A 17,870-nucleotide genomic window follows, 5' to 3' on the forward strand; every position below is an offset into this window, starting at 1 on the left:
GCTTGACTGATACACCGCTTTCGCGAGCAAGCCCGCTCCCACAGGTTGATTGCGTTTCAGCGGACTGCGCTGACACCATCGAGTGTCGAAAACGACGTGTCCTTGGCCGTCAGCAGAAAATCACGCATGTACGGTGCATCCAGCATATCGGTGCGGATCGCCGCATAGAGCGTGGCAAACAAGCCTTTTTCGCCCAGCCGCTTGGCCTTCACGTAACCCCGTGAGCTGTATTCATGCAGCGCCCAGTGGGGCATGCCGCAGACACCGCGTCCGCTGGCCACCAGTTGCATCATCATCACCGTCAGCTCCGAGGTGCGTACCTGCGCCGGTTCAATGTCGGCCGGTTCCAGGAAGCGGGTGAAGATGTCCAGCCGGTCGCGTTCTACCGGATAAGTGATCAGGGTTTCCGCGAGCAGGTCTTCCGGGACGATATAGGCCTTGCCGGCCAGGCGGTGCTGGTTGGCCACCGCGAGCATCGCTTCATAGGTGAACAGCGGCACGTAGGTGATGCCGACCAGATCCACCGGATCGGAGGTCACCACCAGGTCCAGGTCGCCACGGGCCAGGGCCGGTAGCGGCGCGAAGGAAAAACCCGAGGCCAGGTCCAGTTCGACTTCCGGCCAGGCGTCGCGGAACTGGTCGATGGTCGGCATCAGCCACTGGAAGCAACTGTGGCATTCGATGGCCATGTGCAGGCGCCCGGCGGTGCCGCCGGCCAAACGACTGATATCGCGCTCGGCGGCGCGCAGCAGCGGCAGGGTGGCGTCGGCCAGTTGCAGCAGGCGCAAGCCGGCGCTGGTGAAGCGCACCGGTTTGGTCTTGCGCACGAACAACGGCATGCCCAGCCGTTCCTCAAGCTCTTTGAACTGGTGAGACAGTGCCGACTGGGTCAGGTGCAGGCGGTCGGCCGCGTCCACCAGGCTGTCGGCTTCGCGCAAGGCGTGCAGGGTCTTGAGGTGACGGATTTCAAGCACCGGTCTGGCTCCATGAGAAAAACTTGTGATCAACACGAAAAGGTTGAGTTTGTCTCATGTTGCCTTGCCTGTCGACAATAGCGCCATGTTTTACCGAATCTTATGAAGAGAATTCTCACCATGGCACTGGCCCACACCCTTGGTTTCCCCCGTATCGGCGCGGACCGCGAATTGAAAAAAGCCCTTGAGTCCTACTGGAAGGGCGATATCGACCAGCAAGCGTTGAATGACGTCGGCCGTCAACTGCGTGCCGCCCACTGGCAATTGCAGAAAGACGCCGGTATCGATCTGCTGCCAGTCGGTGACTTCGCCTGGTACGACCAGGTGCTGACGCACTCCCTGACCTTCGGCGTGATCCCGGAGCGCTTCGACAACACCAAGGATGCCAACGGCCTGCCGACTCTCGATACCCTGTTTGCCATGGCCCGCGGCGCCAGTACAGCCTGCTGCGGCGCTGAGCACGCCAACGCGCCGTACGCCGAGGAACTGACCAAGTGGTTCGACACCAACTACCATTACCTGGTCCCGGAATTCACGGCCGAGCAAGCGTTCAAGCTGAGCTGGGAACAACTGTTCGAAGAAGTCGATGAAGCCCGGGCGCTTGGTCACACCGTCAAACCCGTCATCATCGGTCCGTTGACTTACCTGTGGCTGGGCAAGGCCAAGGGTAACGACTTCGACCGGCTCGACCTGCTCGAGCGCCTGCTGCCGGTCTATAACGAAATTCTGGTTCGCCTTGCAGGGCAGGGCGTGGAATGGGTGCAGATCGACGAACCGATCCTGACACTCGACCTGCCCCAGGCCTGGAAGAACGCCTTCGAGCGGGCCTATCACATTCTTCAGTACTCGCCGCTGAAAAAGCTCGTGGCAACTTATTTCAGCGGCCTGGAAGACAACCTCGGGCTGGCGGTCGGCCTGCCGGTGCAAGGCTTGCACATTGACGCGGTGCGCGCGCCGGACCAACTCGGCCAAGTGCTCGATCGCCTGCCGACCTACAAGATTCTCTCGGTGGGCCTGGTCAACGGTCGCAATGTCTGGCGCTGCGAACTGGAGCCCGTGCTGGCGCAACTGCAATTTGCCCAGGAGCGCTTCGGCGACAACCTGTGGGTCAGCAGTTCCTGCTCGTTGCTGCACAGCCCGATGGATCTGGAGCGCGAAGACAAACTCGATCCGGAACTGAAAAGCTGGCTGGCGTTTGCAGTGCAGAAGTGTGGCGAAATCGCTGTGCTGCGTGATGCGCTCAACGATCCGCAAGCGCCCAAGGTGCAAGCGGCCCTGGCACAAAGCCGTGCCATTCACGCCAGTCGCGCCCAGTCACCGCGTATCCATAAAACCGACGTTCAGGCTCGCATCCACGGCATCGCGGCAACCGACAGCCAACGCCAATCGCCGTTCGCCAAACGCATCGAACAGCAACGCGCGCAGCTGAAACTGCCGGTGTTCCCGACCACCACCATCGGCTCGTTCCCGCAGACCGCTTCGATCCGCCTGGCGCGCCAGGCCTTCAAGCAGGGCAAGCTGTCGGCCAACGATTACAACGACGCCATGCGCTGCGAAATCCGTCACTCAGTGCAAATCCAGGAGCGCCTGGGCCTGGACGTGCTGGTGCACGGCGAGGCTGAACGCAACGACATGGTCGAGTACTTCGCCGAGCAGCTCGACGGTTATGCCTTCACCCGTTTCGGCTGGGTGCAGAGCTACGGTTCGCGCTGCGTGAAACCGGCGATCATCTACGGCGACCTGAGCCGCCCGAAAGCGATGACGGTCGACTGGATTACTTATGCACAGGGCCTCACGGACAAAGTCGTGAAAGGCATGCTGACCGGTCCCGTGACCATGCTGATGTGGTCGTTCCCTCGGGAAGATGTCTCGCGCAAGGTCCAGGCACAGCAACTGGCCCTGGCCCTGCGTGACGAAGTGCAGGACCTGGAAAGCGCCGGGATCAGGATCGTGCAGATTGACGAAGCAGCGTTCCGCGAAGGCCTGCCGCTGCGCCGGGCACAGTGGCAGGAGTATCTGGATTGGGCCGTGGAGGCGTTCCGCCTGAGCGCCTCGGGGGTGCGCGACGAAACCCAGATCCACACCCACATGTGCTACAGCGAATTCAACGATGTGATCGAGTCCATCGCGGCCATGGATGCCGACGTGATCAGCCTCGAAACCTCGCGTTCGGATATGGAGTTGCTGGAGGCCTTCGAAGCCTTCGACTATCCCAGCGACATCGGCCCGGGCGTCTACGACATCCACTCGCCACGGGTGCCGGACACGGCCGAAATGGTCAAGTTGATGAGCAAGGCGGCGCAGCGGATTGCGGCCGAGCGTCTGTGGGTCAACCCCGATTGCGGGTTGAAGACGCGGGCGTGGCCGGAGACGGAAGCGGCGTTGGTCAACATGGTGGCGGCGGCGCGGCAGTTGCGCAGTCAGTTGGCGTAACCTTGAGGGGAGCGGGCCAGCCGCTCCCCCTTTCAGTTAAAACGTTTCAAAGTACTGGAGGACGGCAGATCGATTGCCGATATCCGCATAGGGCAGGTTGGCATCGTCTGCGTGTGTCAGATAACGGTGTTCCGGCAGTTTCAAGTGGGCCTTCTCGAACCTCTTGAATTGCGGCGGATTATCGCTTTTGTAGTGAAAGTGGACGTACCAGAGCAACTCTGGTTCAGTGAGTGTCATATCCCAGACTTCATATTCCTGCATGTAGTCTGGGTGTCCGTCGCGGCGCTTGCCGAGATTTCTGATCGGAAGTTTTTTACGTATCTCCACCGCATCCTGCTCGATCAGATCCAGCAACATACCGTCGGTGGGTTTGCGTGTGGTCAGTGATTGCCGGGTGCGCAGCGAGCGCCCGGTGGTTTTGAGCTCGTCCGCCTTGTCGCGTAACGCTCTTATGATTTGCTCCTGCGCGGCCACACCCTCAATACGGTCGGCACGGCGAATGAGCTCGTCCGCCTCGCTGACCAACATGTGCTCCAGGTCAACCGGGAGCATATCCTGCTCGGCGTAGCCCTCAACCTTGGCCTGGTATTTGGGCTGGTAATCCAGGCGCTTTTGGGCTTCGTCCAGCAGTGCAGCGAGATTCGGTTGAACCGCTGCCGGTCCGGGTGTCGACGGAGGCAGCAGGCGAAATTTGTCACCACTGGTTTGCTCCCAGACTTCATTGTCGTTGACTTTGAATAGCCGCTTCTTGCTTTTCGGATCCCAACTTTCAACACCAATCAGCCATTGGTTGTCCTCGGTCGGGAACAATTTTTTACTTATTTCCCCTTTGGGTGCCACCGGGACAGATTGATCGATGCCTTTACGTGCCAAGACTGTCATTTTATCGATGCCGGCCAGCAACGGATCAACGACATCCATGTGGAAGTATTCCGGGTAGCTGGTTGTCCAGACCCTCATCTTGCGTCGGAATTCTGTGTACTGCGAAACGCAGACCTGAAGGCTCTGATTGCGCTGCTCCCGTGTGACGATGACTTCCGGGAGGCCGTTCTGCAACGACAAGGCTCGGGCGACATTGTCACGTAGCGCAACGACCTGATCTTTGAGGTACTGCCATGCTGCATCATCGGTTGTGCCGTCCCGTCTGACGATTTTCATCTGGTAGATGGTTTTCAGAAACGTCAATCTGGCTTCGGTGGCGTTTTGGTTCATTTCTTCCATGATTGACTTCAGTAGGGCTTTGTGCGACTTGATGCTGATGCGATCAAACCAATAGTTGGCCTCGGCTTTGAACTTTTGCATCTGCTCCACGTTAGCCACGAACTCCACCTGCAGTTTGCGCAGACCGTCGTTCACAGCCGCCCGCTGTTCAAGGGCGGTACTGGGTAATTTGTCCAGCTCCTCTTTCAGGGCAGTCATTCGTTTAAACAGGTCTACGTTACCGTCCGAGGCATAAGACGCACGGTGCCTGTATCGATCAGCCAATATCCAGGTACCTTTGCTTATCGCTTCAATTAACTCACGTTTTTTTCGTCCCTGTGTCAGCGGTTCCAGCTCCACCAGCACCCTGTGCCGTCGGATGGCCAATTCAATATCGAGGTCGCATAAGGCGTCGACAGTCGGCCTGAGCGCCGGGCGACTCTCCATCGTAGTGGCTTGGTATTTATTGATTGCGATAGCGCTGGAATCGGTCTGGACACGAAATTCATCGGTAACCTCTTGGGCTGTCTCGTTCAACTGTTGAAGGCGGCGAAACCTCTGGTCGGTCCACCAGCGTGGCAGCCGTTGACGAACAGCTTGCGGCCAGATCGGATCTAATGCGTCGGCCAAATGCCCGTACACCTGGCCACCTCCCAACCCACCGCCTTCGAAGGCCGTCCCATAAACGCCGAACCAGGTGTCCCAATGACCTGTTTCATCCAGGGCAACAGGTTGCTTGTAGGTTTTTCGGGAATTGCCGAACAGACGCCAGTTGCGCGAATCCTTGCTCAGTTCAACCTGAAAAATGCGGCCCTGGCGCTCGATGAAATCACCATCGGCATGCCGGTATATACCGCGGTAGAGACCGTGGGTTGCCGGTTGCAGCCCCAGTAGCGAGAGCGGTTTGTCGTACTCGTAACCGGCGAAGCGTGCCAGCACATGCCGGGCTTGTCGCAGGGAAATGTGCTGCATTGCCGCGACGTTTCTGACCAGCTTGTTCAACTGGCGAGTGCGGGTGAAGGAGCGCGCTGTCCGGGAAAGCGCCGAGCTGGCCACTTCACCCGGGAGCAGATCCATGGCCGCGTCAATCAATGAAAGCAGCACCGATTCGACCTCTGACAGGCCGTCACCCACCTCGCCGCGAATAAAGGCCGCGGTCGCCTGGTTCGCGGCGGTCCAGGCATCGTAGAGGGCTATGGTCACGCCAACGAAAGGCACCATGCCCATGGCCATTTTCATGTAGTTGAATGCACGCGGGCCTTTGAGGGCATATCGCTCCATGTACAGCGCATAGTTGGAGCGCGACGTGCCCCGATGGGCTTCGATCAGGCGGCCCATATGCCCATCGAGCAGGTGTGCGGCCAGCGAGGTAGTCGCCGGCCAGCGCGCGCCGACCCCGATCATCGCATCGAAGTGCGTGAGCACAGCCTGATTGATGCGCCTTTCATGGGCTGCAACCTGACCCTGCAACGCGCGACCGGCCAGATAACTGACCCAACGCTGATGCAGGCACAGGTTGAACAGGGCTTTGCGAGCCCCCTCCAGGTTGTCGTAGCGACGCAGGAACTGGCCATCGGGACTGTCGGGCAGGTAGAGCAGGGTCGTACCACTGACCTGTTCTTCAATGAACGTCACACCCGACAAGGTGGCGGAGCCTTCACCGGGCGTGTCCTTGCCCCCTGCGCTCAGGAAGGCTGCGAGCATGACGATACGCTTACCGTCGGCGTTCCAGGCCTCGGCGCTGTTGGCGTCGATGGCGATGTTCAGCACTTTCAATTCGTCGACGCTGATCTGTTTCTGCAGGCGGGAGCATTCGCCTTGCAGCTTGAGCATCAGGCGCCAGGGCTCGATCAGGCATTCACGCCGATGCTCCTTCACGAACACGGATTCGTCGGCCGCGCCCATGAACGTTTTGCGGATCTGCTTTTCGTAGGCCTGGGCCAAGTCGAGTTCGGGCAGGACCCTCTTCAGCCAGGGCACAGTGATCCCGGTCGTCAGGTTCTTGCTTTCGGTTTCATCATCGGCAGTGACCTGCACCTGCATGTACGACAGGCGTAGCGCCAATTGCACCAGGTTCATCGACGGCGTGGTGTCGATGTTGTGTTGGGCCAGATCCTCCAGAGACATCTTGCTGCGCGATATGCTGGGCACTGATTTGAGTTTCTGCGGGGTGCCGGGTGCTCCGGGCGCTTCAACGAATTGGTTTTCCAGTCTCACCGAATCGGGCAAGTCGAGCTTTACGTCGAAACTGCCCTTGACTGCAAAGTCTTTGCGCAGGCGGGCGTGCAGGTGTTTGCGGGTGAAGTCGTCCCGGGGCTCCAGGGCAATGGTCATCAGTTCGTGGCTGCGTTGCATCGCCGGGATGTACGCCTGAATCAGGCCTTTGAGTTCGTTACGGTCCGCTTCAGGCAACTGGTTGAGCCACTGCGGCAGGTTGGCGGCGAGGGCGCCACTGCGGTCTTGCTCAAGCAGATGGGTGAAGGCCAGGCTTCTGGCGGCGTGCACCGGAACCTGTAATCGGGCGAGGGCGCCTTGGCGCAAAATCTCCAGTTGTTCGGCACGCTGTGCGGCGTCGGCCGGTTCAGCATGGAGCTGACGTATTTTGCCGGCCTGTTCTTCGAAGTCGCTGGTCAGTTGGTCAAGGCCATGCAGGAGCGCATCGCCGCTGATTTTTTTCAGCTGCACGGTCAGTTTGCTGTCCTGATCGTGAAGCATGAACACCTGGTGCTCCAGCTCGCGACGGTTGGCAAACCGTTGCAATCCACCACCGGCTCCAGGCCAATAGAGCAGTACGCTATGTGGCGAGTCTGCGTCGATGAGCGCGTCCGCGCCGGTCACGACAAATGCGCCGTTCAGCACCTGGGTGGTGGGGCTGCCGCCGTCATCCTGTTGCTCGCTCGTTGATAGCGTGAGGCTGGCCGCTACCGCGTCCAGACCGGGTTCGTCGGGGGTATCGAGTACAGCTTTGAGCCGGCTGCACTCATCGTCAGTCAACTGCTTGAGCGCCAGTTGCAGCGCTGCTTCGGCGTGTAAACCGGCCTTGTGAGCGGTGTGCAGGGCGCTGAATTCTTGCTGAAACCTGTCCAGATCCAGGGTGCGCGAGCGATGGAGTAATGCAGTACAGGCCTTGTCGGCAGCTTGTTCGGCATCTTCCAGCGCTTTGAGCGAATCCTTGAAAGGTTGCAGGCCTTCACCTTCGCCAACCGCTTCAACCAGTGTTTCCAGTGCCTCACGCTGTTTGTCCAACGCAGCCTTGCGCATCGACCGGGGGATATCGGCGTACAGGCTGCCGAAAAGCGCGGGCTCATCGACCTGGGTATCGTCATCGCCGGTTTCCAGCTTGGGCGGTGAGGCGAAAACCGTTATTTTGCTGTGCTGACGATCAATCTGGTCAGCCCGGCTCAGGGCTTGCCCTCCATGCTCCGCGAGCCCGGGCTTGCCGCGTGTGCCATGCCGTAACGCGGTCACCTGAGCCTCCAGGTGAGCCGCGTACAGATCGCTTGAGCCCACGACAAATGGCTTGGTTTGTACTGTGTACTCAAAATGCATGTTATCGCTGGGCAGGCCCCTGGGAACGAGTGCTTGCCGCGACAGCCAGTCTTGCATGTCGCTGCGCTGCTTGAATACCTGGATTGCGAAGGGCCGGCTGGGCAGATACAGCAATGGGCTGGCGCTCGCCGGGTCTCCCGTGGTGATGACCCAGGCACCTGTAAGTTTGACTCGGCTTTGGTTGCTTAACACCAGCGCCAGTGTTTCGGTACGGATGGGCGGGTCGCTGGAGACCGCCTCCGCGGGGGGCGTATCGATGAGCGTCAGCAAAGGTTTGAGCTGCTGCGCCGTAAGGGTTTTCTGGGCGAATGCCAGTTGGGCGGCGGCCTCGAAATGATCGCGATAAAGCTGTATCGAGCGTTGTTGTCGCGACACAGGGGTGCCGGGGGCTCGCGAGGCCCAGAAGGTTCGCCAGCGCTCGCCGAGTGCCTGCTCCAGATTGAGCTTCTTGAGTCGCGCGAGCATTTGCAGCGGTGTCAGTGCTGACAGGGGGTGGGGCTGATCAACGCCCGTCACTCGACATTGCTGATCGAGGTTTTCCTCCAGCGTCGGGTGTTGCACAACGAAAGCGCAGGCATCGGTCAAACTGACGAAACGCTCTGGCTGCTCGTCCGTGGCGGGGAAGAGCAAACCGGCCAGTTGCCCATCCAGATTCAGTTCCCGTTTGAGCAGTTGATTGAGCGTGTCGCGCAGTCGCGGACTGCTGGTCACCAGCTCGCGCAAGCCCTGGCTGGTTTCGCGCCAGCGTGCAGACGCTTGCAGAAACAGGCTTTCGTCGATCAGGGGCGGTAGCGGGGGGGAGGGTGTAAAGACGGCAGGTGGCGACAAGGGCAGTTCGAAGAGGAGTCTATCGGTCATGGCAATATGGCTCGCGATGTGGGGAGCAGAGGATCCGCTCCTTGATCGAGCCATTTAAGGAAAGTCCCGTGTGGTACGGGCACTACATAGTTACCGCACCACGACATGAGAGTTAGCGCACCGACCATTCGGCGATTTTCATCAAATTGTCACGCAACTGTGGCAGCGCGCTTGCACAAACATCATCAGACTCGCGCTCTACTGGGGTTCTGCGTTTCGGTGTTTTTCATGCGTGCTTTCTTTCTATCGGCGGCCGTTTTCCTGGCCGCGCTGTTCAGCCTGCCATCCATGGCGGCCTCGCAATGTGATGTGAATGTTCCAACCGAACGGGTCGATCTGGCACAGGTGAGCCTGGCGTACCAGAGCATCGGGCGTGATTCCGATCCGGCGCTGTTGTTGGTCATGGGCCTGGGCGGGCAGTTGATTCATTGGCCGGATGAGGTGGTGGTCGCGCTGTGTCAGCAGGGTTTTAGGGTGATTCGTTACGACAACCGGGATGTTGGTCTGTCCACTTGGCGGCAAACGCCCGCCGACGCCAACCTGACCTTCGAAGTGCTGCGCTACAAACTCGGCTTGCCGGTGTCGGCGCCCTACACCCTGACCGACATGGCGGACGATGGCTTCGGCCTGATGGATGCCCTGCATGTCGAACGGTTTCACGTGCTCGGCGCGAGCATGGGCGGGATGATCGCCCAGCATATGGCAGCCATGGCGCCGCAACGGGTCGAGAGCCTGACGTTGATCATGACCACATCCGGGGCCGAAGGCTTGCCGGCGCCGAGCGCGGCCCTTATGCAATTGCTGGCGCGTCGCGGCGCCCCGAATCGTCAAGTGGCTCTGGAACAACAGGCCGACCTGCTGGCAGCGCTGGGCAGTCCGATGGTCAGTGACGATCGTCAGGCATTGCTGGAACAGGCGGCCGCTTCCTATGACCGGGCGTTCAATCCCGAAGGCGTGAAGCGCCAGATCATGGCCATTCTGGCCGAACCGAGCCGTGTCGCGTTGCTTAACCAATTACGGGTGCCGGCGCTGGTGGTGCATGGTACGGCCGATCCGCTGCTGCCGGTGATGCACGGCGTGCATCTGGCGGCGCACTTGCGTGGCAGTGAGTTGAAATTGATTCCGGGTCTGGCCCATCGCTTCCAGGAACAGTTCAAGGCACCGTTGTTGGCGGCAGTGTTGCCGTATTTGCGCGCTCACCGGGAAGACACGTCGCATTGGGCGCAGATCGACCCGGTGGTCGAACACAATCTCCTGTAAACCCCGGCAAGGGGGTAATGCTGTTCACTTAAGCTGGGTACACACTTTGTGGAGAGGGGGCTTGTCGGATCGCCGCACCGCCCCATTCGGCTGCGCAGCAGTCGTAAAACCATAACACGCGTTATACCTGATACACCTCGGTGGCCGGTTTTGGGGCCGCTCCGCGACCCAACGGGGGCAAGCCCCCTCGCCACAAAGTGTGTACCCAGCTTAAGTGAACAGTATTACGGCGAGGGGGATGTTCAGGCGTGCAGGCGCACCCAGACGCTGACCAGCACGGTGGCTGCCATCAACCAGGCCACGGCGGCCACCGCCAGCGAGGCCTCCAGGCGCATCCGGTCCACCATCAGGTACAAGGTCGCCAGGTAGACGAAGTACGGAATGATCGACCACATGCCGAACACGATGGTGGTCTTGAGGTCATCCAGCGAGCGGCCTTTGCCGACGATGTAGTGGGCAATCAGGGCGAAGGTCGGAAACAGTGGCACCAGGCCGGCGATGTAATAGTTTCTGGTCTTGGCCAGGGCGGCGAGGATCACCACCACCGCGGCACCCAGCATTGCTTTGAGAATCAGGTCCACACAGGTCTCGCTTTAATGGCTCAGGCCGTACTTTTTCACTTTGTCGAACAACGTGGTCTTGGCCATGCCCAGTTCCTGGCTGGCCTGGGTCAGGTTGCCGCCGCTGCGTTGCAAGGCGTCCACCAGCAGGTTGCGCTCGAAAGCCTCCACGGCTTCGGCGAAGGCCAGGCCCTGGTTGTTGCCGCTGGCCCCAGACTTCTTGAAGGCCGGCAGGCCGAGGGCGAAGCGCTCGGCGACGTTGCGCAGTTCGCGCACGTTGCCGGGCCAGTCGTGGCTCATCAGGCTGGACAGGGTCTGGTTGTCCAGCTCCGGCACACTGCGGTCGAAACGCAGGGATGATTGCTGCAGGAAGTGTTCGAACAGCTGCAGGATGTCCTCGCGACGTTCACGCAAGGGTGGCAGTTCCAGGGTTACCACGTTGAGGCGGTAGTACAGGTCGCTGCGAAATTCGCCGGCCCTGCTCGACTCGTCCAGATCGGACTTGGTCGCGGCGATCACCCGGCAGTCCACCGCCACGCTCTGGTTCGAGCCGAGGCGTTCGAGGGTGCGCTCCTGCAAGACCCGCAGCAGTTTGATTTGCAGCGCCAGCGGCATGCTTTCCACTTCGTCGAGGAACAACGTACCGCCGTCGGCGTGCTCGATCTTGCCGATTCGCCGTTTGCCGGCGCCGGTGAAGGCGTTGGCTTCATGGCCGAAAATTTCGCTTTCGAACAGGTTCTCCGGCAGGCCCCCGCAGTTCAGCGCGACAAACTGCCGGGTGTGGCGGCGACTGAAGTCGTGCAGGCAGCGCGCGACCAGCTCTTTACCAGTACCGGTCTCGCCTTCGATCAACACGTTGGCCGAAGTGTCGGCGACGTTGGCGATCAGTTCTCGCAGGTTCTGCATGGCGGGCGAACGGCCGATGATGCGACCTTCGAGGGAGTCGCGCTCGGCCAGTTGCCGGCGCAACGACGAAACTTCACGCGCCAGGCTGCGCTGCTCCAGGGCGCGGCGGGCCACATCCACCAGACGTTCCGGGGAGAACGGTTTCTCCATGAAGTCGTAGGCGCCTTTTTGCATCGCGCCGACCGCCATGGAGATGTCGCCATGGCCAGTGATCAGGACCACCGGCAGGCTGCGATCGCGCGCCTTGAGCCGGGTCAGCAGTTCCAGGCCATCGATGCCCGGCAGGCGTATGTCGCTGATGACAATGCCGGCAAAGTTGTCGCCGACCCGCTCCAGGGCTTCTTCGGCGCTGCCCACGCCAATGCAGGGGATGTCTTCGAGGGTCAGCGCCTGCTGGCAGCCAAGCAGTACATGGGGGTCGTCTTCGACGATCAACACACTAAGGTCGTTGTTCATATTGGCTCGGCGGGAGTGGGGCTTACCAACGGTAAACTGAGGACGAATGCGGTACCACCGCTGGCCGGATGTTCGACACCCAGTTGCCCGCCGGTGGCGGCGGCCAGGCTGGCAGAAAGCGTCAGGCCAAGGCCCAGGCCCTGTTCGCCGGGTTTGGTGGTGAAAAACGGTTCGAACAGGTGCTTGCGCGTTTCGGCGTCGATGCCGTGGCCGTTGTCACGTACGCGCAGCCGATACTTGTCGTCGACCCGCTCACCTTCCAGCCACAGCTGTGGCAGTGGCTGCGCCTGCATGGCGTCGAGGGCGTTGCCGATCAGGTTGACCAGAATCTGCTCCAGGCGGGTCTGGTCGATTTGCAGTTGTACGTCTTCGAAGTCTCGATGCAGGCGCAATGGTGTGTTTTCCACGCGGCTGCCGAGCAACTGCAAGGCGGCGTCCGCGGCTTTGCCGAGGCAGGCCTGGCCTTTGTCATCACCGCGACGGGCAAAAGAGCGCAAGCTGGCGGTAATCCGGCCCATGCGGTCGATCAACTCGTTGATGGTCTTGAGGTTGGTGCTGGCCACGTCAAGCTGGCCGCGCTCGAGGAAACGTACGGTATTGCCGGACAGGGTGCGCAGCGCCGCCAGCGGCTGGTTCAATTCATGGGCGATGCTGGTCGACATCTGGCCAATCGCCGCGAGTTTTCCGGCCTGCACCAGTTCATCCTGGGCGCGGCGCAAGGTCTCTTCGGCATGCCGGCGTTCACGGATCTGACCCTTGAGCCGTTCATTGCTGGCGCGCAGGTCGACGGTCCGTTCGGTAATCCGACGCTCCAGTTGATTGTTGGCTTCCTGCAGGGCTTCCCGGGCGGCGAGGCGGGTAGCGATCACCTTGCGCCGTTCGTTCCAGGCAATCAGCAGAAAGGCGACCAGGGCAAATGCCACCGCTACCAGAATCCCCTGGTTGATCGCTTCGCGACGCAAATCCTGCAACGGGGTGAGCAGGGTGAAGTTCCACGGTGTATCGCTCAGCGGTCGGCTTTGCGACAGATAGCTGATGTTCTCGTCGTCTGACTTCAGTTCACTGTTGGCCGGAAAGGTGAGTTTTTCCACGCCTTCCGACAGGGTTTCCCGGGCCAGCGGTTGCAGTTCATTGAGCGGGAACCAGTAGTACTGCAGGCTGCGGGCCAGTTTCTCCTTGGTTTCGTCGCTGAGCGGCAGCACCGATTTGAGCCGTCGCGCCGGATCGCTGGACAGAATGATGATGCCGTTCTCGTCACTGACGAAGGCTTCCAGGCGCGCCCTTTGCCAGCGTTCTTCCATGGCTTCCAGGCGGACCTTGACCACCGCGACGCCGATGATCTTGCCGTGTTCTTCCAGGCCGTGGGCCAGATAGTAACCGGGCTCGCCGTTGGTGCTGCCGATGCCATAGAAGCGTCCCGGCTGGCCGCGCACGGCGTTCTGGAAATAGGCGCGGAAGGACAGGTCTTCACCCAGGTAACTGTCGAAGTCGCGCCAGTTGCTGGTGGCCATGACGCGGCCGGTGGTGTCCATCACGTAGATGGCCCGACTGCGGCTGCGCCGGTTCAGGCCTTCGAGGTAATCATTGACCGTTTGCCGGTGTTCCGGGGTCGGGTCGGCCAGCAGCTGCGAAACGCTGGATTCGAGTTCCAGCAGGCTGGGCAGGTAGGTGTACTTGCTGATCTCGCTCTCGACGGCGCGGGCGTGCAGCTCCAGCTGACGCTGGCCGTTCTCGCCGAGGTGGCGAATGCCATAGTGCTCACTGAGCCAGAAGCCGATGAAGCCGAGTCCGATCATCAGGGCGATGATCAACGGCGGCAGGAACAAATGACGGATCAGACGGGGTTTCACGGCGAGTGATGGCGGCGGTGCGCGATAGAGATTGGGGTCGCATTTCATCACAGATGCCTTGGGTCAACCACAACACTTGATCGTGAATAACCACTGGTGTGGGGTGAACTTTGTGGCGAGGGGGCTTGCCCCCGTTCGGCTGCGAAGCAGTCGTAAGCCCATTGCATGCGGTCTGACTATAAAATGCCGGGGCCGCTTCGCGACCCAACGGGGGCAAGCCCCCTCGCCACAGAAGCCCGCTCCCACAGGGGGAGCGGTGTTTGCTTAGTGCTGCAGGATCTTGTTGAGGAAGTGCTGGGTACGTTCGGCGCGGGCGTTGATGTCGCCGAAGAACTCCTCTTTCGGGCAGTCTTCGATGATCTTGCCGGCGTCCATGAAGATCACGCGGTCGGCCACTTTGCGGGCGAAGCCCATTTCGTGGGTCACGCACATCATGGTCATGCCTTCGTGGGCCAGTTGCACCATCACGTCGAGTACTTCGTTGACCATTTCCGGGTCCAGCGCCGAGGTCGGTTCGTCGAACAGCATGACGATCGGGTCCATCGCCAGCGCACGGGCAATCGCCACACGCTGCTGCTGACCACCGGAAAGCTGGCCCGGGTGCTTATGGGCGTGAGCCGAGAGACCGACGCGCTCAAGCAGTTGCAGGCCTTTCTTGGTGGCTTCTTCCTTGCTGCGGCCCAACACCTTGATCTGCGCGATGGTCAGGTTTTCGGTGATGGTCAGGTGCGGGAACAGTTCGAAGTGCTGGAACACCATGCCAACGCGCGAACGCAGTTTCGGCAGGTTGGTCTTCGGGTCGGCTATGGACGTGCCGTCGACCACGATGTCGCCCTTCTGGAACGGCTCCAGGGCGTTGACGCACTTGATCAGGGTCGACTTGCCGGAACCCGATGGCCCGCACACCACGATCACTTCGCCTTTTTTGACCTCGGTGCTGCAATCAGTCAGTACCTGAAAGTCCCCATACCACTTGTTGATGCTTTTGATAGAGATCATACGGCGAACCTTTTTTGCAGACGCTTGACCAGCAGCGAGGCGGAAAAGCTGATAATGAAGTACACGAGACCTGCGAAGATCAGGAACTCATTGGAGCGGCCAATGATGTCGCCACTGGCGCGCGAAGCATTGAGGAAGTCCACCAGACCGACCGCGTAGACCAGCGAGGTGTCCTGAAACAGGATGATGCTCTGCTGCAGCAACAGCGGGGTCATCTTGCGGAACGCTTGCGGCAGGATGATCAGGCGCATCATCTGGCCGTAAGTCATGCCCAGCGCCTGGGCAGCGCCCATCTGGCCCTTGGGAATCGACTGCACACCGGCACGGACGATTTCGCAGAAGTACGCCGCTTCGAACATCATGAAGGCCACGATGCAGGAGGCGAACGCGCCGATCGGCGTGTCTTCGCCGGTGATCCAGCGCAGTACGAACGGCACCGCCAGGTAGAACCAGGTGATGACCAGCAGCAACGGGATCGAGCGGAAGTAGTTGACGTAGGCGCCAGCGAGGTTCGACAGCAGTTTGTTGTGGGACAGGCGGCACAGCGCCAGGATGGTGCCGAGGATGATCCCCCCGATCACGCCCATGGCCATCAGTTTCAGGGTCATGACCATGCCGTTCCACAGGCCCGGCAGGGACGGGATGATGCCCGAGAAGTCGAATTCCATCATTTACCCCCTACGGAGATCAGGCCCGGTACGGCGACTTTCTTCTCGACCAGGCGCATCAGCAACATCAGGCTCATGTTCAGGGTGAAGTAGATCAGCGTGGCCAGGGTAAAGGCTTCGAACAGGTTGGCGGAGAACTCGGCGGTCTGTTTGGTCTGCGCGAGCAATTCCATCAAACCGATCAGCGAGGCCACGGAGGTGTTCTTGAAGACGTTGAGGAATTCCGAGGTAAGCGGCGGAATGATGATCCGGTAGGCCTGGGGCAGCAGCACGTTCCAGTAGATCTGCGGCAGTTTGAAACCCATGGCGCGGGCCGCGGATTCCTGACCCTTGGGCAGGGCCTGGATGCCGGTGCGCACCTGTTCGCAAACCCGCGCGGTGGTGAACAGGCCCAGGCACACGACGACGCTGAGGAAGGCCGAGGTTGTCGGGTTCAGATCCTGCTTGTACCACTCTTGTAGGTCCGCCGGCAGCAGGTCGGGTACCAGGAAGTACCAGATGAACAGCTGAACCAGCAGCGGCACGTTACGGAAGAGTTCGACGTAGCAGGTGGCGATGCCCGATACGATGCGATTCGGCACGGTACGCATGACGCCCAGGATCGAGCCCAGTGTCAGGGCGATGATCCACGCCGCGATGGCGATGCCGATGGTCCAGGCCAGACCGGACACGTACCAGTCGAGATAGGTCTCGCTGCCCACGCCGGTGGACTTGAAGAACACGCTCCAGTCCCAGTTGTAATTCATTAGGGTCTCCCCTCGGATTCGATCGATGTACAAATGCCCGCTTGGGGGAAGCTCCGTTCCCGCCCGACCTCGAGAGTCAGGCACACGCGCTCGGCTCGACAGCCACCGGTTCGAGTTTTTCCAAAAATGCCAGCAGGGAGTGCGATCCCTGAGAGGGCAACGACCCTCTCAGGGATAAGGTTAGTCAGAAATCAGGATTTCTTGTCGTCAGCCGCTTTGTCGGTCGGATTGGCGATCAGGGCCTTGAGCTCGTCGCTCATCGGGAACATCAGGTTCAGGCCCTTTGGCGGAATCGGCTGCATGAACCATTTTTCGTAGATCTTGTTGATCTCGCCCGATGCGTAAGTTGCCTTGATGGCGTCATCCACGGCCTTTTTGAACGGCTCGTCGCCTTTGCGCACCATGCAGCCGTAGATTTCGTAGGACTGTGGAGTACCGGTCACGGCCCAGTCATCGGCTTTCTTGGCCTTGGCGGCTTCACCGGCCAGGAGGGCGTCATCCATCATGAAGGCCACTGCGCGGCCAGTTTCCAGCATCTGGAAGGATTCGCCGTGGTCTTTGGCGGAGATCACGTTCATGCCCATCTGCTTGTCGGCGTTCATCGCCTTGAGGATGCGCTCGGACGTGGTGCCGGCGGTGGTCACGACGTTCTTGCCTTTGAGGTCCTCGAAATCCTTGTACTTGGAGTCCTTTTTGGACAGCAGGCGGGTACCGATTTCGAAGATGCCGACAGAGAAGTCAACTTGCTGCTGACGCTCGACGTTGTTGGTGGTGGAACCGCACTCAAGGTCAACGGTGCCGTTCTGTACCAGCGGGATACGGGTTTGCGAGGTGACCAGGTTGTACTTGACCTGGAGATTGGGCAGGTCCAGGTCTTTTTTCAGGGCTTCGACGACTTTGAGCTGAATGTCGTGGGAGTAGCCGACCGGCTTGCCGGAAGCATCAGCGATGTAGGAGAAAGGAATGGAAGCGTCACGGTGTCCGAGGGTAATGACACCGGATTCTTTGATCTTCTTCAGGGTGCCGGTCAGTTCGGCTGCGAAAACTGGCGTGCTGATCAGAGCGGCAGCAATGGCTGCGCCCAGGATATGGGGAACGATGCGCATCAAATTTTCCTCGACTTTGTTTTTTTTATGGAGCCAGTTCATCGGCCCTTTTTGTGCTGCAAAACACCTGAGCGCCACGATGAGCGAGCGCAAAGGACATTCGTCGAAGAGTGTAGAGCATGACTCGTGCCAGACCAGTCGATAATGATCAAATCATTGATTTATAAGGAAATTAAATATTTGTGGCGTTGATGTTGTGAAGGAAGCATCCGGTTAACCGAACCGACCGACAGGTCGCGTTCGGAAAACCGAATGGTGGCTAATGCGCATCTCCAGGTGTGGGAGCCGGCTTGCTGGCGATAGCG

General features: G+C 60.1%; 11 protein-coding genes. 2 read left to right on the plus strand and 9 right to left on the minus strand.

Features of this window, described 5'->3' with window-relative positions; translation table 11 throughout:
* Positions 1 to 56: 56 nt before the first annotated feature.
* Positions 57 to 974, minus strand: a complete 918-nt coding sequence (metR, locus tag AC07OG_RS19705; RefSeq protein ID WP_060541855.1) for a transcriptional regulator MetR — start codon at positions 972 to 974, stop codon at positions 57 to 59.
* Between the two features lie 120 nt (positions 975 to 1,094).
* Between metR and metE the strand changes: the two genes are divergently transcribed.
* Positions 1,095 to 3,407, plus strand: coding sequence for a 5-methyltetrahydropteroyltriglutamate--homocysteine S-methyltransferase (gene metE, locus AC07OG_RS19710; protein ID WP_495067924.1), 2,313 nt, complete (start codon positions 1,095 to 1,097; stop codon positions 3,405 to 3,407).
* 36 nt (positions 3,408 to 3,443) lie between these two features.
* Here the strand turns inward: metE and AC07OG_RS19715 are convergent, their stop codons facing one another.
* The gene (locus AC07OG_RS19715; RefSeq protein ID WP_495067854.1) at positions 3,444 to 9,014 is read right to left on the minus strand and encodes a dermonecrotic toxin domain-containing protein; all 5,571 of its coding nucleotides are present in this window, start codon (positions 9,012 to 9,014) and stop codon (positions 3,444 to 3,446) included.
* A 228-nt stretch (positions 9,015 to 9,242) separates the two neighbouring features.
* On the opposite strand from AC07OG_RS19715, the gene AC07OG_RS19720 reads away from it, so the two are divergent.
* The gene (locus AC07OG_RS19720) at positions 9,243 to 10,274 is read left to right on the plus strand and encodes an alpha/beta fold hydrolase (protein WP_495067855.1); all 1,032 of its coding nucleotides are present in this window, start codon (positions 9,243 to 9,245) and stop codon (positions 10,272 to 10,274) included.
* A gap of 242 nt (positions 10,275 to 10,516) precedes the next feature.
* On the opposite strand, the gene AC07OG_RS19725 is transcribed toward AC07OG_RS19720, so the two are convergent.
* From AC07OG_RS19725 to AC07OG_RS19755, 7 genes are all read right to left on the minus strand, one after another.
* Positions 10,517 to 10,846, minus strand: a complete 330-nt coding sequence (locus AC07OG_RS19725) for a GlpM family protein (protein ID WP_162237398.1) — start codon at positions 10,844 to 10,846, stop codon at positions 10,517 to 10,519.
* Positions 10,847 to 10,867: 21 nt separating this feature from the next.
* On the minus strand, positions 10,868 to 12,196 hold the full coding sequence (gene aauR, locus AC07OG_RS19730; protein ID WP_495067856.1) for a two-component response regulator AauR: 1,329 nt from the start codon (positions 12,194 to 12,196) through the stop codon (positions 10,868 to 10,870).
* Positions 12,193 to 14,094, minus strand: a complete 1,902-nt coding sequence (gene aauS / locus AC07OG_RS19735) for a two-component sensor histidine kinase AauS (RefSeq protein WP_495067857.1) — start codon at positions 14,092 to 14,094, stop codon at positions 12,193 to 12,195. The genes aauR and aauS overlap by 4 nt, the downstream gene beginning before the upstream one ends.
* A gap of 216 nt (positions 14,095 to 14,310) precedes the next feature.
* Positions 14,311 to 15,045 (minus strand): amino acid ABC transporter ATP-binding protein, encoded by a 735-nt coding sequence (locus tag AC07OG_RS19740; protein WP_008021036.1) that lies wholly within the window; start codon positions 15,043 to 15,045, stop codon positions 14,311 to 14,313.
* Positions 15,042 to 15,713: an amino acid ABC transporter permease gene (locus tag AC07OG_RS19745; protein WP_060541848.1), complete on the minus strand. Its 672-nt coding sequence runs from the start codon at positions 15,711 to 15,713 to the stop codon at positions 15,042 to 15,044. The genes AC07OG_RS19740 and AC07OG_RS19745 overlap by 4 nt, the downstream gene beginning before the upstream one ends.
* Positions 15,713 to 16,459, minus strand: coding sequence for an amino acid ABC transporter permease (locus tag AC07OG_RS19750; RefSeq protein ID WP_056855249.1), 747 nt, complete (start codon positions 16,457 to 16,459; stop codon positions 15,713 to 15,715). Before AC07OG_RS19750 ends, AC07OG_RS19745 begins: the two co-directional genes overlap by 1 nt.
* A gap of 191 nt (positions 16,460 to 16,650) precedes the next feature.
* Positions 16,651 to 17,565, minus strand: coding sequence for a glutamate/aspartate ABC transporter substrate-binding protein (locus tag AC07OG_RS19755; RefSeq protein WP_060541857.1), 915 nt, complete (start codon positions 17,563 to 17,565; stop codon positions 16,651 to 16,653).
* Between the last annotated feature and the right edge of the window lie 305 nt (positions 17,566 to 17,870).

The sequence above is a fragment of the Pseudomonas sp. GW821-FHT09H03 genome (assembly GCF_059415945.1).